Origin of the sequence: Burkholderia cepacia (assembly GCF_001039005.1) — a bacterium.
GTDB lineage: Bacteria > Pseudomonadota > Gammaproteobacteria > Burkholderiales > Burkholderiaceae > Burkholderia > Burkholderia theae.
Genome location: NZ_LDWR01000021.1, coordinates 342,457 through 363,647 on the forward strand (window position 1 = coordinate 342,457; position 21,191 = coordinate 363,647).

The window sequence follows — 21,191 nt, forward strand, 5'->3', positions numbered from 1 at the left end:
CGACATACAGCACAGGACTGGAGACACCATGACACTTCGCCCCCTTCGTGCCGCCACGCGGCTCGCTGCAGCCACCGCCGTCGCGCTCGCGTCGCTCGGCATGACCGCGCCCGCCGACGCCGGCACGCTGACCATCAACATCGCGTTCAAGGGCGCCAGCCAGCGCGCGGTCTGGCAATCGACGCTCGACGCGTTCCACAAGGCGCATCCCGACATCGACGTGAAGGCCACCTTCGTCGACGAGGAAGCGTACAAGGTGCAGCTCCCCGCGTGGCTCACGACCATCGCGCCCGACGTCGTGAACTGGCACGCGGGCGAGCGGATGGCGTACTACGCGAAACGCGGGCTGTTCGAGGACCTGAGCGGCGACTGGACGAAGAACGGCTGGGGCGCGATGTACGCGTCGACGCGCGACGCATCGTCGTATAACGGCAAGCAGTACGCGGCGCCGACCGTCTACTACTCATGGGGACTGTTCTACCGCAAGGACCTGTTCCGCAAGGTCGGCATCGCCGACGAGCCGAAGACGTGGGACCAGTTTCTCGATGCGTGCAAGAAGCTGAAGGCGGCCGGCATCACGCCGGTCGCGATCGGCGGCCGCGACGCGTGGACGCTCGCCGGCTGGTTCGACTATCTCGACCTGCGCCTGAACGGCAACGCGTTCCACCAGCAGCTGATGGCCGGCGACGTGCCGTACACCGACCCGCGCGTGAAGAAGGTCTACACGACCTGGAAATCGCTGATCGATGCCGGTTACTTCATCGACAACGCGCTGTCCTACGATCTCGACGGCGCGCAGCCGTTCCTGTTCCAGGGCAAGGCCGCGATGATGCTGATGGGCACCTTCATCGCCGCCGGTTTCCCGGCGAACGTGAAGCAGGAAATGGGCTACTACCGCTTCCCGATCATCGACCCGAAGGTGCCGACCGCCGAGGACGGCCCGGTCGAATCGCTGCATATCCCGACGAAGGCGAAGAACAAGGCCGACGCGCACACGTTCCTCGCGTTCGTGGAGACCCCCGAGATGGGCGCGAAGCTCGCGGAAGGCCTCGGTTCGCTGTCGGCCAACAGCAAGTCGCCCGAGCCGGCCGATCCGATCTCGCGCATCGGTTTCCGGATCCTCGCCGATACGAAGGGCGGCGTCGCGCAGTTCTACGACCGCGACATGACGAAGGAAATGGCCGACGAGGGGATGAAGGGCATGCAGCAGTTCCTGGCCGATCCCGCGCAACTCGATACAGTGCTCGCGCAGCTCGAACAGACCCGCAAGCGGATCTACAAGAAGTAACCGCGTGACCCAAGCGGCGGCCCCGCGCCGCCGCGCTCGTTCAGGAGGCTTGCCGTGTCCAGTCCGATCACGTCCACCCCGCCCGCCGGCACCGCGCCGCCGCCGCGCGGGACATCCGCCGCCGCGTTGCCCGCGCGCCGGCCGTCGCCCGCCGTGAGGCGGCAACGGCGCGCCGCATGGCTCTTTCTCGCGCCCGCGTGCGCGATGGTTGCCGTCTATGTGATCTGGCCGATCCTGTCGACGCTGTGGCTGAGCCTGTACAACTGGGACGGGATGACCGAGCGCAGTTTCGTCGGGCTCGCGAACTACGTCGAACTGCTGCACGCGCCGACGTTCTACACGGCGCTGCGCAACAACGTGATCTGGCTCGCGCTCTTCATGCTCGCGCCGCCGCTCGGCCTCGCACTCGCGTTGTACCTGAACCAGGCGGTCGCCGGCATCCGCCTCGTGAAATCGCTGTTCTTCGCGCCGTTCGTGCTGTCCGGCGTGGTCGTCGGCCTGATCTTCTCGTGGTTCTACGATCCGACCTTCGGGCTGCTCGCGCTGCTCGCCGGGCACGGCATCCCGGTGCTCGGCGACGCGCGTTATGCAACGCTCGGCGTGGTATTCGCGGCGCTGTGGCCGCAAACGGCGTACTGCATGATCCTGTACCTGACCGGCCTCACGTCGGTCAACCCGGAACAGATCGAAGCGGCGCGGATGGAAGGTGCGCGCGGCTTCGCGCTGCTGTGGCACGTCGTGCTGCCGCAACTGCGGCCGACCACCTTCATGGCGATCGTCGTCACGGTGATCGGCGCGCTGCGCAGCTTCGACCTGATCTCGGTGATGACGAGCGGCGGCCCGTTCGAGCGTTCGACCGTGCTCGCGTATTACATGTACGACCAGGCGATCAAGTACTACCGGCTCGGCTATTCCGCGTCGATCGCGGTCGTGCTGTTCGCGATCATGCTCGTCTACATCGTGTTCCAGTTGCGCCGCATGCTGCGCAACGAGCAATAACCTGACCGGTGGCCATCATGTTTCCGACTCCCGTTGCCCAATGGAAGCCCGTCTCGCGCCGGCTGTACAAGCTGTCGCTGCCCGTCGCGCTGCTGATCTGGCTGCTGCCGATGATCGCGGTGTTCGTCACGTCGGTGCGCTCGACCGAGGAACTGGTCGAAGGGCACTACTGGGGCTGGCCGCGACATTTCGCGATGGTCGAGAACTATCGCGACGCGCTGACGACGTCGCCGATGCTGCATTACTTCTGGAACAGCGTGCAGATCACCGTGCCGTCCGTGCTCGGCTCGATCGCGTTCGCGGCGATGGCCGGCTTCGCGCTCGCGACCTACCGGTTTCGCGGCAATACCACGCTGTTCGCCACGTTCGTCGCCGGCAACTTCGTGCCGGTGCAGGTGCTGATGATCCCGGTGCGCGACCTGTCGCTCAGGCTCGGCGTGTTCAATACCGTCGAAGCGCTGATCCTGTTTCACGTCGCGTTCCAGACCGGCTTCTGCACGCTGTTCCTGCGCAACTTCATCAAGCAGTTGCCGTTCGAGTTGATCGAGGCCGCGCGCATCGAGGGCGCGGGCGAATGGACGGTGTTCTGGCGAATCGTGCTGCCACTGATCCGGCCCGCGCTCGCGGCGCTCGCGATCCTCGTGTTCACGTTCGTCTGGAACGACTACTTCTGGGCGTTATGCCTCACGCAAGGCGACGAAGCCGCGCCGATCACGGCGGGGGTCGCGGCGCTGAAGGGGCAATGGACGACGTCGTGGAATCTCGTATCAGCCGGCTCGATCCTCGCCGCGCTGCCGTCCGTCGCGATGTTCTTCGCGATGCAGAAGCATTTCGTCGCGGGGCTCACGTTCGGCGCGACGAAAGGCTGAACGCGCGCTGCGTGCGTATTCGCATCTCCCCCTCCGCATCGTGAGGTTGCCCGCTTCGGCGGGCTTTTTTTCGTTCGGCGCGGAGCTTCCTATCCGCCCGCGGACGACACCGGCGGACTCAGCCCGGTTCGCCGCCGGACGGCTCCCATGCGATCACCAGTTGCAGGAGTCCCGGAAATCGCGCATCGAGATCCTCGGTTCGCACGCGGCTGCGTCGCTCGAGCCCGTATTGACGCTGGCGAATCACGCCCGCTTCACGCAGCGCCTTGAAGTGATGGGTCAATGACGATTTCGCACGATTGAAACCGAACCAGCTGCACGGATGGTCGTACGCCTCGGATTCCAGCAACAACCGGCGGACGATCGTCAGGCGCAACGGGTCGGCCAGTGCGCCGAAGATCGCGTCCAGGCGCAAATCGGATACGGCCGGTTCCGGCAGCGGATTGGGAAGGTTGGCGGGGACTGCGGCGGCCGGGTCGTGGTGGGGAGTGCGTTTCATGTTCACGACTATATCACTGTACGAGTTTTTTCGAACTAAGCTATAGTACGAAAAAACTCGTACAAGGAAGGTTGCCGTGTCCGACACTGCCGCAGTGCAATCCAGCCGCGCGTCCGCGCGCATTTCCCCCGACATGTGGCGCGCCGCATGGACGGTCACGTCGGTGTTCATGCTGTCCAATTCCCCGACGCCGCTGTATGTGGTCTGGCAGCGCACGCTCGGTTTTTCATCGGGCACGCTGACGGTCATCTTTGCCCTTTACATCTTCGGACTCCTGGCCACGCTGTCGGTCGCCGGACAGTTATCGGATCGTTACGGCCGCAAGCCGGTTCTTCTGCCGGGGATCCTCGTGGCGCTGGTCGCATGTGCGTTGTTCGCCAGCGCAACGTCCATTGCAACGCTTGCCGTGGCCCGGCTGCTGACGGGTATCTCGGTCGGCGTCATCGTGTCGGCAGGAATGGCATCCGTGGCGGACCTCGGCGGCGGTGAGCGTCGACGTCAGGCCGCCCTGCTCGCATCGGTGGCGATGGTACTCGGCGCGGGCCTCGGACCGTTACTGGCCGGCGGCGCGGCGCAAACGGTCGCGCATCCGATAGCACCGGTGTTCGGTATCGAATTTCTCGTGTTGCTGAGTGCGCTCATCATCGCGTGGCGGTTGCCCCTTGGCCGGCCAGCACGGGCAAGCGGCCAAGGCGTGCGTCTGCATTTGCCGTCGGTCCCGGCGATGAATCGACGCCACGTCGCGGCCGGTATCGGCGTGTTCGGGCCCGGCATTACCGCAACCTCGTTCGTGCTTGCGTTGGGGCCTTCGTTACTCGCCCGTCTGCTCGACGTTCGCAGCCCGCTGCTCGCCGGCGGCATGGCGTGCGCGATGTTTCTCGCTGCAACGGGCGTTCAGTTCGCCGTGCGGCAATGGTCGGTACGTGCGTTGTTCGCGGCGGGCACGGCGGCAACCGTACTGTCGATGGGTGCACTGTGCGGCGCGGTGCACATGCTGTCGGCACCCATTCTGGTGGCGGCCGCGCTGTTCGCGGGGATCGCGCAGGGTCTCGGGCAATTGGGCGGCCTGACGCTCATCGGCCTGCATGTGCCGGACACGCGCAGGGCCGAAGCCATTGCCGTCATGAATATCGGCGGCTATCTGCCGGCGGGGCTGCTGCCCGTCATGACCGGCTACGCGATCGACTTCCTTGGCCTGGCGGCCGGTGCCACTGCCTTTGCCGTCGCACTGGCGCTGATTGCGCTTGGCGCGGGCTGCATGGTGTTCCGATCGCTGAAACGCGGCGGCGACCGACCGTAGCCGCGCGTCGGCTACGCAGCGATCACGCGGTTTCGCCCCTGATGCTTGGCCTCATACAAGCGCTCGTCGGCCTTGCGCAGAATCGCGTCGATCGTCTCCCCGTCACGACCAAACTCCGAGATGCCGACGCTCACCGTGAGCTCGATCGGTTTGCCATCGCCATTCTCGAACGGCGTGCCGGCGATCGCCGCGCGAATGCGCTCACCGACCGAGCGCGCGGTATCCAGCGCGGCCTGCGGCAACAACACCATGAATTCCTCGCCGCCCACCCGCGCCACACCGTCGTACGGGCGGATCGCGTCGAGGCATTTCTTGACGAAGCGTTGCAGGACCTGGTCGCCCGTCTGATGCCCGTAACTATCGTTGATGACCTTGAAGTGGTCGAGGTCGAGTGCCAGCAGCGAGAACGGTGCGCCGTTGCGTTTCGCGCGGGCAATTTCCGCCTCGACGCTTTCAATGAACCGCCGCCGGTTGGCCGCGCCGGTCAGCGGATCGGTTGCGGCCATGTATTCGAGTTTCTCGTTGGTTCGCTGCAGCTCCTGCAACGCACGTTCCGTGCGGGCCATCGCTTCGCGCAAGCGCGCAAACAGCTCTTCCTGGCTATAGATGGTCGAGAACGAGCGCGTGGTGTGAAATGCCTGCACGACACCGTAACTCAGCAGGAAAAACCCTCCGGCGAAGATCACATGCGCGAGCCACCACATGTGATTCCACGGGCGGCCGAGGATGAACGCAAGCGACGACAGCGCGAACGACGACACCGAGATGCCGTAGATCAGCATGAGCGGGGTGCGGATGCGCCGCACCACCAGCGCGATGACGTTGACGGTCGAAAACGCGAGTGCACCGCCCTCCATCGACAGGCGAACCCACGGACTGCCGGCAAATGGCGAGTACGCGACCCAGGCCACCAGCACATCGATCACCAGGAACACGACGATCCATGTCGCCCACGCGCGCCGATTGACACGGACCGCCTCGGTGTCCGCCGACCGACTGTACGAGAGCTGTCCGACGAAGATCAAGATGGACATGACGAGGCGCGAGGCCGGCCCATACAGCAGGAAGAGCCAGATATTGTGGTGCGCCATGCCGGTGAACGCACCGTGCAATGCGTAGACCAGCGAAAAGCCCAGAAAGCCGAGCGTCAGCCAACGCAGCAGCGGCTCTCCCGACAGGCGATAACAACGCCAGCACACGTAGGTGACGAACACGCCTTCGAGCGTCGCGGCTGCGATCGCCAGCTCGTGGAAAGCGTGATTCTCGAATTTCAGCGCGGGGTTCTGAAAGAAATAGAGGTACGCGATCAGAAAGGCCGGCACCAAAGCGAAGCCGGCGAGCAGCAGCCTGGCGTAGGCCTTGGTGATGAACTGGATGGCGGCGGCCGGCTCGTTTGCGGATGCAGCGATGCTCATCGTCTCCCCTCCGGATTTCATCGGATGAATCCAGTATATGCGTAGCGATTTGCATTTGATACTGGCCGGACACCATAGAATCGCGTGCTGTAAATAGATCGTCGAATTGAATCGAAACCGGTTCTTGCGACCGTAATCCGGGCGTTGCCGATGACGGGAATGGTCAGTGAAGCCACGTTCGTCATAGCCAATCGAGCGCCTGTTTACAGGACGGGCCGGATGTCGGAGCAACGACGCGGCGCGCTTGGCGAGTGACGCTTCGTGGCCGGCCGCCGACCCTTTTGCCCCGCGTTCCCGCAATGCCGCGGAGCACCTGTTTTCGTGCGGCCGCCGCTACCCGCGGCCCGATCCTCCATCGCGCAACCGCGCATCCACCGCGCCGATGTTCTTCTCGTGCGCAACCAGCATCAGCGACAGCGCGTGATGGATATCCGGTTCCGCGAGCGTCGGCAGCAGCGCCTGCAGCTTGCGGACGACCCAGCGCTGGCCACGGTTCAGGAACGCCATGCGCGCCGCCAGATCGTCGATCGCCATCGCCTTTTCATAGAACGCGCCGGTCGCGCGCGTCGGCACCGCGTCGAGCGACCGGATCGCGTCGACGAGCACGCTGCACCAGTGCGCTTCGTCCTGGCGAATGCCCGCGACAAGCCTGTGCAACTCGGGATCGGTGATCTCGGCCGCCGTCTCCGACGTCACGCGCGCGCCGGCGCGCTCGGCCTCCAGCAGTTCGTTCAGCAACGCGAGCAGCGCGTCGCGCTGCGCATCGGCGGGCCCGTCGTCGCCGGTCAGGTTCGACATCGAATGTCCTCCGTTTCGGAATGGACGGCGCACCGCCACGTCCGACGCGGACCCGTCATGCGCTGCGCGCACAACCGATCCACGCATCATGCGGAAGGCAGCGGACCGCGCGAGGAATGAATCCCAGTGTGACACGTCAATGTGACTCGCGCCGCCGTGCGACTCGCCGCGCGTGATGCGCGTCAAGTCATGCCGAACAACCTCACGTCCACCCTTCGAGCCGCAACGTCGACCGCACGAGCCGCTGTTCCTCCTGCTCGATCTCGCGCAGATAGTCGACGCACTGACGGATATGTTCGCTCGCGGCCTTGCGCGCCTGGTCGGGCAGCCGCCCCGTGACCGCGTTGTAGAGCCGCGCATGCTGGCGGTCGATCTGCTTCTTCAGCGGCTCGCGGTGATAGAGGTTGTTCACCGACGCGAACACCGAACTGAGCAGCAGGTCGGTCAGCGACTGCAGCGTGTTGACGAGCACGGGGTTGTGCGACGCCTCGCAGATCGAGAGATGGAATGCGTGGTCGAGCTTCGCACGCGCGGCGGGATCAAGATCCTGCGCGTCGGCCGCCGTCATTTCGTCGTAGCGGCGCTTGATCAGGATGAAGTCCGCCGGCGTGCCGCGCAGCGCGGCGAGTCGCGCGGCCTCGGCCTCGAGCATCCCGCGCACCTCGAACAGGTCGTACAGCGTGCGCGGCTGCGAGCCGAGCAGATGCATCATCGGCGTGATCTCGCGCTGCGGGGTCAAGCTCGCGACGAACGAACCCTTGCCGTGCGCCGTGTCGATGATCCCGCGCGCGTGCAGCAGCTTCATCCCTTCGCGCACGGCCGTGCGCGACACGCCGAGCTTCTCGGTCAGCCGCCGTTCCGACGGCAGCGCCTGCCCGGCTTTCAGCACGCCATCGACGATCAGCTTCTCGATCCGCTCGGCGACGACGTCGGCCACGCGTCGCGCCGGCCGCTCTCGATCCTGCATTTCCATACTGGTATGACCACTTTGGACAGATATCGTCGATTTTCGCATAAACCCTTGTCTCCATGAGGTTTTGTGGTTCGCATCGAAGCCGCTTCGAGGTGCCCGTTCAAAAACTGGTATGACCACATGGAACACGTCTGGACAGGCGCGGCCGGCCCGCCAAGAATCGCGTCCATCCGGTGTGTCGCGCATCGCGCGGCCGCCCGCATGAAGGAGACGGAGACACCCCGATGAGTTTCATCTACGACGAACGGATCGACGGCCCGCTGGCCACCGTCGAGCGCAACACGCTCGTCGCCGCGCTGCACGCGGCGGCGCCCGGCCTCGACGTGTTGCACGAACGCGAGGCGCTCAAGCCGTTCGAATGCGACGGCCTCGCCGCGTACCGCACGGTGCCGCTCGCGGTCGTGCTGCCCGACACGGTCGAGCAGGTACGCGCGGTGCTGCGCGTCGCGGCCGCGCACCGCGTGCCGGTGGTCGCGCGCGGCGCGGGCACGGGGCTGTCGGGCGGCGCGATGCCGCTCGAAAAAGGCATCCTGCTCGTGATGGCGAAGTTCAACCGGATTCTCGACATCGACCCCGATGCCGGCATCGCGCGCGTGCAGCCCGGCGTGCGCAACCTCGCGATCTCGCAGGCGGCCGCGCCGCACGGCCTCTATTACGCGCCCGATCCGTCGTCGCAGATCGCCTGCTCGATCGGCGGCAACGTCGCCGAAAACGCGGGCGGCGTGCATTGCCTGAAATACGGGCTCACGGTGCACAACATCCTGAAGGTCGAGATCCTGACGATCGACGGCGACACGCTCACGCTCGGCGCGGATGCGCTCGACGCGCCCGGCTTCGACCTGCTCGCGCTGTTCACCGGCTCCGAAGGGATGCTCGGCATCGTCACGGAAGTCACCGTGAAGCTGCTGCCGAAGCCGCCGAGCGTGAAGGTGCTGATGGCGAGCTTCGACGACGTCGCCGAGGCCGGCGCCGCGGTCGCGCGGATCATCGGCGCGGGCGTGATTCCGGGCGGCCTCGAAATGATGGACAACCTCGCGATCCGCGCAGCCGAGGATTTCATCCACGCGGGTTATCCGGTCGATGCGCAGGCGATCCTGCTGTGCGAACTCGACGGCGCGGCGAGCGACGTCGACGAGGACGCCGACCGCGTCGCCGCGCTGCTGCGCGAAGCGGGCGCGACCGAAATCCGCGTCGCGCGCGACGAAGCCGAGCGCCAGCGCTTCTGGGCCGGCCGCAAGAACGCGTTCCCCGCGGTCGGCCGCATGTCGCCCGACTACTACTGCATGGACGGCACGATCCCGCGCCGCGAGCTGCCGCGCGTGCTCGAAGGCATCGCCGCGCTGTCCGCGGAATACGGACTGCCCGTCGCGAACGTGTTCCATGCGGGCGACGGCAACATGCACCCGCTGATCCTGTTCGATGCGAACCGGCCCGGCGAGCTCGACCGCGCCGAAGCGCTCGGCGGCCGGATCCTCGAGCTGTGCGTCGCGGTCGGCGGCAGCATCACCGGCGAGCACGGCGTCGGCCGCGAAAAGATCAACCAGATGTGCGTGCAGTTCAACGCCGACGAAATCACGTTCTTCCACGCGGTGAAGGCCGCGTTCGATCCGCAGGGCCTGCTCAATCCCGGCAAGAACATCCCGACGCTGCACCGCTGCGCCGAATTCGGTGCGATGCACGTCCATCACGGCAAGCTGCCGTTTCCCGAACTGGAGCGCTTCTGATGCGACGCGAAATCGAATCGATCGACGACAGCGCGGCGCTCGTCGCCCAGGTCGACGCCGCACTCCACGACCACCAGCCGCTGCACATTCGCGGCGCCGGCACGAAAGCCTTCCTCGGCCGCCCCGTCGAAGGCCGCACGCTCGACGTGCGCACGCATCGCGGCATCGTCGCGTACGACCCGACCGAACTCGTCGTCACCGCGCGCGCGGGCACGCCGCTCGCCGAGCTCGAAGCGATGCTCGACGCGGCCGGCCAGATGCTGCCGTGCGAGCCGCCGTCGTTCGGCGGCGCGGCAACGGTCGGCGGAATGTTCGCGGCGGCGCTGTCGGGGCCGCGCCGCCCGTGGGCCGGCGCGGTGCGCGATTTCGTGCTCGGCTGCCGCGTGATCGCCGGCCACGCGAAGCACCTGCGCTTCGGCGGCGAAGTGATGAAGAACGTCGCGGGCTACGACGTATCGCGACTGCTCGCGGGCAGCTTCGGCTGCCTCGGCGTCGTGACCGAGGTATCGCTGAAGGTGCTGCCGAAGCCGCGCGCGACCGGCGATCTCGCGTTGCCGCTGGCCGCGGGCGAAGCCGTGCGGCGCGTCGCCGCGTGGCGGCGCGCGGGGCTGCCGCTCGCGGGCGCATGCCACGCGGACGGCGTGCTGCGCGTGCGGATCGAAGGCGGCGAGGGCTCGGTGAAGGCCGCGCGCGCCACGATCGGCGGCGACCGGATGGACGACACCGGCGACGCGTTCTGGGCGCGGCTGCGCGATCACGCGCTACCGTTCTTCGACGATCCGCGCCCGCTGTGGCGCGTGTCGGTGCCGGCCGCCGCGCCGCTCGATGCGTTGCCCGGCGCGTTACTCGCCGATTGGGGCGGCGCGCAGCGCTGGCTGAAGAGCGACGCCGCGCCGGCCGACGTGCAGCGGCTGGCTGCGCAATGGGGCGGCCACGCGACCTGCTTCACCCCGGGTACGACACGCGAGCCGTTCCAGCCGCTGCCGCCCGCCTTGTTGCGCGTGCATCGACAGCTCAAGGCGCAGCTCGACCCGCACGCGATTTTCAATCCCGGCCGCCTGACCGCCGACTTCTGACCTTCGAAGCGACCCGCCGATGCAAACCAATCTCAGCGAAGCAAGCAAGGCCCTCGCCCGGGCCGACGAAGCGGAAGCGATCCTGCGCGCGTGCGTGCACTGCGGCTTCTGCAACGCGACCTGCCCGACCTACCAGGTGCTCGGCAACGAGCTCGACGGGCCGCGCGGCCGCATCTACCTGATCAAGCAATTGCTCGAAGGCGAGCCGTGCGGCGAGCGCACGCAGCAGCATCTCGACCGCTGCCTGACGTGCCGCAACTGCGAGACGACCTGCCCATCCGGCGTGCGTTATCACACGCTGCTCGACATCGGCCGCGCGGAAGCCGAAAAGCGCGCGCAGCGGCCCGCGCGCGAGCGCCTGCTGCGTGCGGGGCTGCGCCATGTGGTGCCGCGCCCGGCGACGTTCGCCGCATTGCTGAAGGCCGGCCGCGCGCTGCGCCCGCTGCTGCCCGGCACGCTGCAGGACAAGATCCCGGCTGCCGCGCCCGTGGCCGCGCCGCGTCCGCCGGTGCGCCACGCGCGGCGCGTGCTGATGCTCGAAGGCTGCGTGCAGCCGTCGCTGTCGCCGAACACCAATGCGGCCGCCGCGCGCGTGCTCGACCGGCTCGGCATCGGCGTGAGCCCGGCGCGCGAAGCCGGCTGCTGCGGCGCGACCGAATATCACCTGAACGCGCAGGACGCGGGCCTCGCCCGCGCGCGCCGCAACATCGACGCGTGGTGGCCCGCGATCGAGGCCGGTGCGGAAGCGATCGTGCTGACGGCGAGCGGCTGCGGCGCGTTCGTCAAGGAATACGGCGACCTGCTGCGCTCCGACCCCGCCTATGCGGACAAGGCACGGCGCGTCAGCGTGCTCGCGCGCGATCTCGCCGAGGTGATCGCGGCCGAGCCGCTCGACGCGCTGGCCGATTCGACGCAACGCCGTGTCGCGGTCCACTGCCCGTGCACGCTGCAGCACGCGCAGCGCCTCGGCGGTGTTGTCGAAAGCATCCTGACGCGGCTCGGCTTCGATCTGACGAATGTCGCCGACGGCCACCTGTGCTGCGGCTCGGCCGGCACGTATTCGCTGACGCAGCCCGAGCTCGCGACGAAACTGCGCGACAACCGGCTCGATGCGCTCGAAGCCGCGCGGCCGGACCTGATTGTCACGGCCAACGTCGGCTGCCAGACTCACCTGAACGGCGCGGGCCGCACGCCCGTGCGCCACTGGATCGAGCTCGTCGACAACCGACTCGTCAACTGACCTGAATTCGGAGGAACGCCATGCAAACGAAACCCGAACTCGAACTCGCCGATGCCGACCGCATGCTTGCCGCCGCCCGCGCGGAAGCAGAGCGCCACGGCTGGGCCGTGTCGATCGCCGTCGTCGACGACGGCGGCCATCTGCTCGCGTTCGCGCGCCTGAACGGTGCATCGCCGGCCAGTTCTTACATCGCGCAGGACAAGGCGCGCGCGGCGGCGCTCGGCCGTCGCGAGACGAAGGCGTATGAGGATATGATCAACGGTGGCCGCACCGCGTTTCTCAGCGTGCCGCTGACGGGGTTGCTCGAAGGCGGCGTGCCGGTCACGGTCGGCGGCCGGATTGCGGGTGCGATCGGCGTGTCTGGCGTAAAGTCCGAACAGGACGCGCAGATCGCCCGCGCCGGCACACAAAGCGTCGCGACATAACCAGCCAAGCCGCGCGCGCGCATTTTTCCCCGGGAGGATTAACGATGATCGACCAAGCAGGACTGCAAGTCGCGCCAGCGCTGAGCCAGTTCATTGAAAACGAAGCGCTGCCGGGCACCGGCATCGACAAGGCCGCGTTCTGGAGCGGTTTCTCGGCCCTGGTGCACGACCTGGCGCCGCGCAACCGCGAATTGCTCGCGGAACGCGACCGCCTGCAGCAGGAACTCGACACCTGGCACCGCGCGCACCCCGGCCCCGTGCGCGACCACGCCGCGTATCGCGCGTTCCTCGAACAGATCGGCTACCTCGTGCCGGTCCCGTCGAACGTCGCGGCAGCCACCGCGAACGTCGACAGCGAGATCGCCACGCAGGCCGGCCCGCAGCTCGTCGTGCCGCTGTCGAACGCGCGTTATGCGCTGAACGCCGCGAATGCCCGCTGGGGCAGCCTGTACGACGCGCTGTACGGCACCGACGCGCTGCCCGAAGACAGCGGCGCCGAACGCACCGCCACCTACAACCCGACGCGCGGCCAGCGCGTGATCGACTACGCGCGCAACGTGCTCGACAACGCGGCGCCGCTCGCGAGCGGCTCGCACAGCGACGCGCTGCGCTACCGCGTGCAGGACGGCCAGCTCGCCGTCGAAACCGCCAAGGGCAGCGTGCCGCTCGCGCAGCCGGCGCAGTTCGTCGGCTACCAGGGCGCGGCCGACGCGCCGTCGGCGATCCTGCTGAAGCACAACGGCCTGCACCTCGAGATCCAGATCGACGCATCGACGCCGATCGGCCGCGCCGATCTCGCGAACGTGAAGGACGTCGTGCTCGAGGCAGCGGTCAGCACGATCATCGACTGCGAGGATTCGGTCGCGGCGGTCGACGCCGACGACAAGGTCCAGCTCTACCGCAACTGGCTCGGCCTGATGCAGGGCACGCTGGTCGAGGAAGTCGCGAAGGGCGGCAAAAGCTTCACGCGCCGCCTGAACACCGACCGCGACTACACGACGCCCGACGGCGGCACGCTGTCGCTGCATGGCCGCTCGCTGCTGTTCGTGCGCAACGTCGGCCACCTGATGACCAACGGCGCGGTGCTCGACCGCGACGGCAACGAGATTCCGGAAGGGATCCTCGACGGCGTCGTCACGACGCTGTGCGCGCTGCACGACCTGAAGGCGAAGCGCAACTCGCGCACGGGCTCGATCTATATCGTGAAGCCGAAGATGCACGGCCCGGTCGAAGTCGCGTTCGCCGATACGCTGTTCGCGCGCATCGAGGATCTGTACAGCCTGCCGCGCAACACGCTGAAGATGGGCATCATGGACGAGGAACGCCGCACCAGCGTGAACCTCGCCGCGTGCATCGCGGCCGCCGCCGCGCGTGTCGCGTTCATCAACACCGGCTTCCTCGACCGCACCGGCGACGAGATGCACACCGCGATGGAAGCGGGCCCGATGATCCGCAAGGGCGACATGAAGTCGTCGGCATGGATCACGTCGTACGAACGCAACAACGTGCTCGCGGGCCTGTCCGCCGGCCTGCGCGGCCGCGCGCAGATCGGCAAGGGCATGTGGGCGATGCCGGACCTGATGCACGCGATGCTCGAGCAGAAGATCGCGCATCCGCGCGCCGGCGCGAACACCGCCTGGGTGCCGTCGCCGACCGCCGCGACGCTGCACGCGCTGCACTACCATCTCGTCGACGTGCAGGCCGTCCAGCAGGCACTCGAAAAGACGCCGTACGCGAGCGAGCGCGACGCGCTGCTCGAAGGCCTGCTGACCGTGCCGGTCGTCAAGCGCGCCGAATGGAGCGAGGAGGAGATCCTGCGCGAGGTCGAGAACAACGCGCAGGGCATCCTCGGCTACGTCGTGCGCTGGGTCGAACAGGGCGTCGGCTGCTCGAAGGTGCCGGACATCCATGACGTCGGCCTGATGGAAGACCGCGCGACGCTGCGCATTTCGAGCCAGCACATCGCGAACTGGCTGCGCCACGGCGTGATCACCGAGGCGTTCGTGCTCGACGTGTTCAAGCGGATGGCGCGCGTCGTCGACCAGCAGAACGCGGGCGACCCGAACTATCGCCCGATGGCGCCCGGCTACGACCAGTCGACCGCGTTCAAGGCCGCGTGCGCGCTCACGCTGCAGGGCACATCGCAGCCGAGCGGCTATACCGAGCCGCTGCTGCACCAGTTCCGGCTCGCGTACAAGGCGCAACCGCACGGCGGTTAAGCATGTGCATGCGGGGCTCGCCCCGCATGCCGGCTTCACGAAACGGGCGGCCTTCATGGCCGCCCGTTTTCAAATTCGCATTCTTGCGACCTTTGAAACGAATAATCGGCGCATATCGCCCGCTTTCGCTTTTCGCGTGCGTCCCTCGTTAAACCGCCGAAATCGGCGGCCGCGCGCCGCACGGCGTCTTCCGCCATGCCGCAAAGCCTTGCGCTGCAACGCTTTGCCCGATATCCGCAAGCCCGGGATTTCACTGTAATTTGATCCGGATCAACGGGTCGCAACATTTTCCGCGCATCCCGACGTGCGCGTTATACTCCGTTGAATCCGCGCTGCCCGATTCGTCGGATCATCGAATCGCTGCAGATGTCGCCAATGAATGCATGATTTACCGGTATATCTAGCCGCGATTGCCGATAATCGGTGTCCATTTTCTCCGCCGACCGGCGGGGAGGCGTCGGAATGGCCGCGTAACGGATCGCCGCCGACACGTCATACGAACAATCGCATCGCCCCGCGTCCCGGCGGCGATGCCCATCGATCCACGGACCATGGCAGAAACCGACTACGCAATGCCCAGCGAATCCGGCCTGACGAGCCGTGTCGCCGCCCATCTGCGCAGGTTCCTGCTGCCGCACCTGATCTTCTATACCGGCCTGCTGATCGCGCTGCTCCTGCTGCTCCTGTGCGCGATCGTGCTGTACGAGGGCCGCATGGACGCGCGCGACCGCGCACGCATCACGCAGCAGAACCTCGCGCTGATGGCGTCGTGGGACATCGAGCGCAACATCGAGATCTATTCGCTGTCGCTGCAGGCCGTCGTCGAAGGCGAGAACGACCCCGAGGTCGTCAGGCTGCCGATGCCGCTGCGCCGCCAGGTGCTGTTCGACCGCGCGACGACGGCCAAGTACCTCGGCGGCATCTACGTGCTCGACGCAAAGGGCGACATCGCGGTCGACGGCAAGAGCGACGTGCCGCGCAAGGCCAACTTCGGCAACGAGCCGTACTTCACCGTGCACCGCGACCACCCCGACGTCGGCCTGTACGTCAGCGACCCGTACCATTCGCGGCTGCGCGGCGGCTCGCCGAGCATCGCGCTCAGCCGGCGGATCTCGAAGCCCGACGGGTCGTTCGGCGGCGTCGCCGTGATGTCGATCCGGCTCGAATATTTCCAGAACCTGTTCTCGCGCCTGTCGCTCGGCGACCGCGGCTCGATCGCGCTGATCAACACGGACGGCCGGATGCTCGCGCGCGAACCGTACGACCCGGCGATCGTCGGCCGCGACATCAGCCGCGCCAGCACATTCCGGAAATTCATGACCGCCAGCGACGGCAGCTTCGCCGACACCGCGTCGATCGACGGCGTGCGGCGCCTGTACGTATTCCGGCACCTCGACCACCTGCCGCTCATCATCATGGTCGCGCAATCGGAAGGGAACATCTATGCCGCATGGTACGACCGTGCGATTCCGATCGGCTCCGCGATGGCCGCGCTCGCGATCGGCTTCGTCGGCCTGTCGCTGCTGCTCGACGTGCAGCTGCGCAAGCGCCACCGCGCGGAAACCGAGTTGCAGGCGCTCGCGCGCACCGACGGCCTCACGGGCCTCGACAACCGCCGGATGCTCGACGTCACGCTCGCGCGCGAATGGCGCCGCGCCGCGCGCTCGCAGCTCGCGCTGTCGCTGCTGTTCATCGACGTCGATTACTTCAAGCACTACAACGACACGCAGGGTCACCAGGCCGGCGACGACGCGCTCGCCGCGGTCGGCCACTGCATCGCCGGCTGCCTGCGCCGCCCGGCCGACTATGCGGCGCGCTACGGCGGCGAGGAGTTCGTCGTGGTGCTGCCCGACGTCGACACGGACGGCGCGGTGACGATCGCCGAGACGATCCGCACGGGCATCCTCGATCTCGGCATCCGGCACGACGCCGGCACGACCGGCCGCCTGACGGTGAGCATCGGCGTGACGACGAGCTATCCGGAACACGACGACGACATGCAGGCCGCGCTGAAGCTTGCCGACGATGCGCTGTATCGCGCGAAGGAAGCCGGGCGCAACCGCATCGTCGCGCTGACGGCCGTGTCCGACGATCTCGCGTCGCGGCGGGCCTGAGCGAAGGCGGGGCGGCCGCCGGGCCGCCGCCGTCCGCGTGCAAAATCGCCGACAATGTCGGCTCGACACGCCACCGCGCCGCCGCGCGGCTGACGCGCGCGGCCGGCCGCACCGGTTCGCGGCCGCTTCGCACCACCATGAGACTCAAGGCAAAGATCTTCCTTCTGGCCATCGTGCCGTTCCTGCTCGCGATCGCCGGCATCGGCTTCGGCGTGCGCCAGCAGGCGACGTCGCTCGCGCGCACGCAGCACGCGACGATCCAGGCCGCGTACCTGTCGAGCAAGGAAGTCGAGCTGAAGCATTACGTCGAACTCGCGACGAGCGCGATCATGCCGCTCTACGACGCGAGCGGCCGCAATGCCCGCGACGACGCGCTGCTGCGCACGCAGGCGCTCGCGATGCTGCAGAAAATGGATTTCGGCCCCGACGGCTACTTCTTCGTGTACGACCTGCACGGCAATTCGCTGATGCATCCGCGCGAGCCCGAGCGCGTCGGCCACAACTTCTGGTCGATGCGCGACCCGCAGGGCGCGCTGACGATCCAGAAGCTGATCGGCGCGGCGTCGCACGGCGGCGGCTACGTGCGCTATGCATGGCAGCGGCCGTCGACGGGCCGCGTCGCGCCGAAGCTCGGCTACGTCGTCGCGCTGGAGCGCTGGGGCTGGATGGTCGGCACCGGCATCTATCTCGACGACGTCGACACCGCGCTGCAGCGCATCGACGCGCGCGCGTCCGCGAACATCGAGCGCACGATGAGCTGGCTCACCGCGATCGCGCTCACGGGGGCGGCGGCGATCGCCGTGTGTGCGCTGGTGCTGAACGTCAGCGAGTCGCGCAGCGCCGACGCGAAGCTCAAGCTGCTCGCGCAGCGCGTCGTCGAATCGCAGGAGCAGGAGCGCGCGCGGCTGTCGCGCGAGCTGCATGACGGGATCAGCCAGATGATGGTGTCCGCGAAGCTGATGCTCGAATCCGCGCTCGCGCGCTTCGAACGCGGCGCGGCGCGCATGCCCGAGGCCGAGCAGGCGCTCGTGACCGGCGTCGGGCGGCTCGGCGACACGCTGCGCGAAGTGCGGCGCATCTCGCATGCGCTGCGCCCCGCGATGCTCGACGATCTCGGTCTCGCGGCCGCGCTCGAGCAGCTCGTGCGCGAACTCGGCGCCGAAAGCGGCATCGACATCGGCTATACGCAGGTCGCGCACAGCGGCACGCGGCCGCTGCCCGCCGCGGTCAACACCGCGCTGTTCCGGATCGCGCAGGAAGCGCTCAGCAACATCGTGCATCATGCGCAGGCGTCGCGCGCGGCCGTCACGCTCGACGTCGGCGCGCACGCCGTCACGCTGACCATCGCCGACAACGGCTGCGGCTTCGACGCCGAACGCTCGCAGGCCGACGCGCGCCGGGGCATCGGCCTGCGCAACATGCGCGAGCGCCTCGACGCGCTCGGCGGCATGCTGACGATCGCGTCGCAGGTCGGCCATACGATCGTGGCCGCGCGCGTGCCGCTGCGCAGTGCCGCCTGACGACGCGCCCCATAACAGGAGACCTTTCACGCATGAGCGCCCCCGACACCGCCCGGTCCGCCGCCCGACTGCTGCTCGTCGACGATCACCCGCTCGTGCGCGACGGCTTGCGGATGCGGCTCGAAGCGGCCGACCTGTCCGTGGTCGGCGAAGCCGGCAACGCCGACGAGGCGCTCGCGCTTGCCGCGTCGCTCGAACCCGATCTCGCGTTGATGGACGTCGGCATGAACGGGATGAACGGTATCACGCTCGCGGGCGTGTTCCACGAGCGCTTTCCCGGCATCCGCGTGCTGATGCTGTCGATGCACGACAACGTCGAATACGTGACGCAGGCCGTGCGCGCCGGCGCGAGCGGCTACCTGCTGAAGGATTCGCCCGCGAGCGAGATCGTCCGCGCGATCGGCGCGGTGCTGGCCGGCCAGACGTTCTTCAGCGAAGGGCTCGCCGCGCGGATGATTCACGCGAGCGCGACCGCGTCGCCGCTCGATCGCCTGACGCCGCGCGAACGCGACATCCTCGATGCGCTCGCCGAAGGGCTGTCGAGCAAGCAGATCGCGCAGCAGACGGCGCTGTCGGTACGCACGGTGGAGACGCACCGGCTCAACCTGAAGCGCAAGCTCGAGATCGAAGGGCAGGCCGAGCTGATCAAGTTTGCGGTCGAGCATCGGCGGCGGTAGGGCGGCGCGACAACCGCGCCCCTGTCACGATTCGCCGTCCCGTTTCATATTCGCCCAATCGTCCTCTCCCCGAGTCGACGGAATCCTTTCGCATGCCGCGGGCGGGCGACATCCTCACGAGCCGCGCGATCGAGTGCGTGACGTCATCAAGCGATACACGGTATTCAGGCGACTGCCCGGCGCCGCCACGCATCGTCGCGGTGTTCGCCGGCGAACCGCGCCGCGCTCGTCGATGCCGCGGTCGACGATTGCCCGCGGACGTTCGGTGCCGACATATCACGCGCGGCGACGAGCGAGGGCGCCCAAGAACCGATGCCGTTCAGTCCCACACCGCACGGCATCGCCGATGTCATCGCGACGTGACAAAAGTTCATCTTTAGATTGGTTGGGGCCAGTAGGATTCGTTTCGTCCAAATGTAACCGGGACGGAAACAAAAATTTCGGCGGCATGACGCCTAACCGGGTTGCCGTTGGATGTCGCGGGCGCTATTGAGTGAATAGCGCCTCGGCGTCGTAAATCAATTTAAATCGTTCAAGAAACTAAAAACCATGCAAACCAAACTCATTTCCGCTCTGTTGCTCGTGGGTGCCGCCACGGCTTCGCAAGTCGCATCTGCAGCCGACGGCACGATCACGTTCACCGGCAGCGTAACCGCGCAAACTTGCACGATCAACGGCAACGGCAGCAACTCGAACAACTTCAATGTGCCGCTGCTGAACGTGTCGACCAGCGCGCTGGCCGCCGCAGGCCAAACTGCCAGCGCCAAGGCGTTCAGCATCGCGCTGACGGCCTGCACGCCGGCGTCGGGCAACGTCCACGCCTACTTCGAACCGGGCCCGACGGTCGACACCGCCACCGGCAACCTGTTCCTGACCGCAGGCGGCGCGACCAACGTCGAGATTCGCCTGTTGAACGGTGACTATACGCCCATCAAGCTTGGTGCCGCCGACGCTTCGCAGAACTCACAGTCGGTTGCAATCACAGCTACCGGCACCGCCACGCTGAACTACCTCGCGGAATACTACGCCACCGGCGCCGCAACGGCCGGTGCGGCGACGTCGAGCGTCATGTACTCGCTCGTTTATCAGTAACTTATTGATTAGTTATCCACATTAAAACCGGGTGGGGCGGCAGGCATTCGCCCCCTGCCTCCGTTACGTTGCCTGAATCGATCCAGCCATGAAGCTACGAAAAGCACTCAGATTCTCGATCGCCGCCGCATGTATCGCATGGCTCGGCTACCTGGCGACACCCGCCGACGCGTCGGTGGTGATCGGCGGCACGCGCGTGATCTACGGCGCGGGCGAATCCGAGGTCACGCTGAAACTCTCGAACGCAGGCCAGGCGCCGGCGCTCGTGCAGTCATGGGTCGATGCAGGTGACGTGCGCAGCGCACCGTCCAATATCAAGGTGCCATTCACCGTCACGCCGCCGATTGCGCGGATCGATCCGTCCAAGTCGCAGACACTGCGTATCGTCTATACCGGCGAGCCGCTGCCGGAGGATCGCGAGTCGGTGTTCTGGCTCAACGTGCTCGAAGTGCCGCCCAAGGCGAGCGCGGCGGACGCGGACATGAACCGGATCCAGCTCGCGTTCCGCTCGCGCATCAAGGTGTTCTATCGCCCGGACAAGCTCAAGGGTTCGTCGGCCGATGCGCCGGCGCAGCTCACGTGGCGCCTCACACAGGTCGACGGCAAGCCGGCCATCGAGGCGCATAACCCGACGCCGTTCCATGTTTCGCTGACCATGATCAGCGTGCAGTCGGGCGGCCGCCGCGCGATCTTCGACGATGGCGGCATGGTCGGGCCGGGCGCGACGCGCGTCTTTCCGCTGAAGGGTGATGTGCCCGATGCGGCCGGCGCCAGCGTGCACTACACGGCGTTGAACGACTACGGTGGCGCAGTCAGCAGCGAGGCGCCACTGCGGTCAGGCACCGCGGCACCGTCGCCGTGATGCGCGGCTGACCTCTTCGATTGCGCGCGGCGCGGCTGGCGCGCCACGTCCTTCCTATCGCAAGACCAAGCATGCTCGCCCCGGGCAGGGCGCAGGCTTGC

At 67.3% G+C, this 21,191-nt stretch carries 17 protein-coding genes and 1 pseudogene; 14 read left to right on the top strand and 4 right to left on the bottom strand.

What is annotated here, in order from left to right:
• Nucleotides 1-28: 28 nt before the first annotated feature.
• From VL15_RS13910 to VL15_RS13920, 3 genes are read left to right on the top strand one after another with little or no spacing between them, the layout of a single operon-like run.
• Nucleotides 29-1,288 carry an ABC transporter substrate-binding protein gene (locus tag VL15_RS13910; protein WP_048246188.1) on the top strand — a complete coding sequence of 420 codons (1,260 nt, stop codon included), beginning with the start codon at nucleotides 29-31 and terminating at the stop codon, nucleotides 1,286-1,288.
• Between the two features lie 54 nt (nucleotides 1,289-1,342).
• Nucleotides 1,343-2,287, top strand: coding sequence for a carbohydrate ABC transporter permease (locus VL15_RS13915; RefSeq protein WP_048246189.1), 945 nt, complete (start codon nucleotides 1,343-1,345; stop codon nucleotides 2,285-2,287).
• A 17-nt stretch (nucleotides 2,288-2,304) separates the two neighbouring features.
• Nucleotides 2,305-3,156 carry a carbohydrate ABC transporter permease gene (locus tag VL15_RS13920; protein WP_048246190.1) on the top strand — a complete coding sequence of 284 codons (852 nt, stop codon included), beginning with the start codon at nucleotides 2,305-2,307 and terminating at the stop codon, nucleotides 3,154-3,156.
• Between the two features lie 118 nt (nucleotides 3,157-3,274).
• Here the strand turns inward: VL15_RS13920 and VL15_RS13925 are convergent, their stop codons facing one another.
• Nucleotides 3,275-3,826 (bottom strand): ArsR/SmtB family transcription factor, encoded by a 552-nt coding sequence (locus tag VL15_RS13925; RefSeq protein ID WP_230684440.1) that lies wholly within the window; start codon nucleotides 3,824-3,826, stop codon nucleotides 3,275-3,277.
• Here VL15_RS13925 and VL15_RS13930 point away from each other — a divergent pair.
• Nucleotides 3,825-4,955 carry an MFS transporter gene (locus VL15_RS13930; protein ID WP_230684441.1) on the top strand — a complete coding sequence of 377 codons (1,131 nt, stop codon included), beginning with the start codon at nucleotides 3,825-3,827 and terminating at the stop codon, nucleotides 4,953-4,955. The two genes, VL15_RS13925 and VL15_RS13930, sit on opposite strands and share 2 nt — an antisense overlap.
• Nucleotides 4,956-4,966: 11 nt before the next feature.
• Here VL15_RS13930 and VL15_RS13935 read toward each other — a convergent pair whose 3' ends face one another.
• From VL15_RS13935 to glcC, 3 genes and pseudogenes are all read right to left on the bottom strand, one after another.
• Nucleotides 4,967-6,370 (bottom strand): GGDEF domain-containing protein, encoded by a 1,404-nt coding sequence (locus tag VL15_RS13935; RefSeq protein ID WP_048246193.1) that lies wholly within the window; start codon nucleotides 6,368-6,370, stop codon nucleotides 4,967-4,969.
• Between the two features lie 333 nt (nucleotides 6,371-6,703).
• Nucleotides 6,704-7,138, bottom strand: a pseudogene (locus tag VL15_RS13940) (DUF6306 domain-containing protein); the annotation flags it as partial.
• A 232-nt stretch (nucleotides 7,139-7,370) separates the two neighbouring features.
• Nucleotides 7,371-8,141: a transcriptional regulator GlcC gene (gene glcC, locus VL15_RS13945; protein ID WP_048246195.1), complete on the bottom strand. Its 771-nt coding sequence runs from the start codon at nucleotides 8,139-8,141 to the stop codon at nucleotides 7,371-7,373.
• 224 nt (nucleotides 8,142-8,365) lie between these two features.
• Here glcC and glcD point away from each other — a divergent pair, with 224 nt between their 5' ends.
• From glcD to VL15_RS14000, 10 genes are all read left to right on the top strand, one after another.
• Nucleotides 8,366-9,865 (top strand): glycolate oxidase subunit GlcD, encoded by a 1,500-nt coding sequence (glcD, locus tag VL15_RS13950; protein ID WP_048246196.1) that lies wholly within the window; start codon nucleotides 8,366-8,368, stop codon nucleotides 9,863-9,865.
• The gene (gene glcE / locus VL15_RS13955) at nucleotides 9,865-10,941 is read left to right on the top strand and encodes a glycolate oxidase subunit GlcE (protein ID WP_048246197.1); all 1,077 of its coding nucleotides are present in this window, start codon (nucleotides 9,865-9,867) and stop codon (nucleotides 10,939-10,941) included. Before glcD ends, glcE begins: the two co-directional genes overlap by 1 nt.
• Nucleotides 10,942-10,960: 19 nt before the next feature.
• Complete coding sequence (gene glcF, locus VL15_RS13960) at nucleotides 10,961-12,181, top strand: glycolate oxidase subunit GlcF (RefSeq protein WP_048246198.1); 1,221 nt, start codon at nucleotides 10,961-10,963, stop codon at nucleotides 12,179-12,181.
• Nucleotides 12,182-12,201: 20 nt separating this feature from the next.
• Complete coding sequence (locus VL15_RS13965) at nucleotides 12,202-12,606, top strand: GlcG/HbpS family heme-binding protein (protein WP_048246199.1); 405 nt, start codon at nucleotides 12,202-12,204, stop codon at nucleotides 12,604-12,606.
• Nucleotides 12,607-12,650: 44 nt separating this feature from the next.
• Complete coding sequence (locus tag VL15_RS13970; RefSeq protein ID WP_048246200.1) at nucleotides 12,651-14,825, top strand: malate synthase G; 2,175 nt, start codon at nucleotides 12,651-12,653, stop codon at nucleotides 14,823-14,825.
• Nucleotides 14,826-15,376: 551 nt separating this feature from the next.
• The gene (locus VL15_RS13975) at nucleotides 15,377-16,939 is read left to right on the top strand and encodes a sensor domain-containing diguanylate cyclase (RefSeq protein WP_048246201.1); all 1,563 of its coding nucleotides are present in this window, start codon (nucleotides 15,377-15,379) and stop codon (nucleotides 16,937-16,939) included.
• 137 nt (nucleotides 16,940-17,076) lie between these two features.
• Nucleotides 17,077-18,459 carry a cache domain-containing protein gene (locus tag VL15_RS13980; RefSeq protein ID WP_048246202.1) on the top strand — a complete coding sequence of 461 codons (1,383 nt, stop codon included), beginning with the start codon at nucleotides 17,077-17,079 and terminating at the stop codon, nucleotides 18,457-18,459.
• 32 nt (nucleotides 18,460-18,491) lie between these two features.
• On the top strand, nucleotides 18,492-19,136 hold the full coding sequence (locus tag VL15_RS13985; protein ID WP_048246203.1) for a response regulator: 645 nt from the start codon (nucleotides 18,492-18,494) through the stop codon (nucleotides 19,134-19,136).
• Nucleotides 19,137-19,685: 549 nt separating this feature from the next.
• On the top strand, nucleotides 19,686-20,228 hold the full coding sequence (locus VL15_RS13995; RefSeq protein WP_048246205.1) for a fimbrial protein: 543 nt from the start codon (nucleotides 19,686-19,688) through the stop codon (nucleotides 20,226-20,228).
• A gap of 88 nt (nucleotides 20,229-20,316) precedes the next feature.
• Nucleotides 20,317-21,090 (top strand): fimbria/pilus periplasmic chaperone, encoded by a 774-nt coding sequence (locus VL15_RS14000; protein WP_048246206.1) that lies wholly within the window; start codon nucleotides 20,317-20,319, stop codon nucleotides 21,088-21,090.
• Nucleotides 21,091-21,191 lie beyond the last annotated feature (101 nt).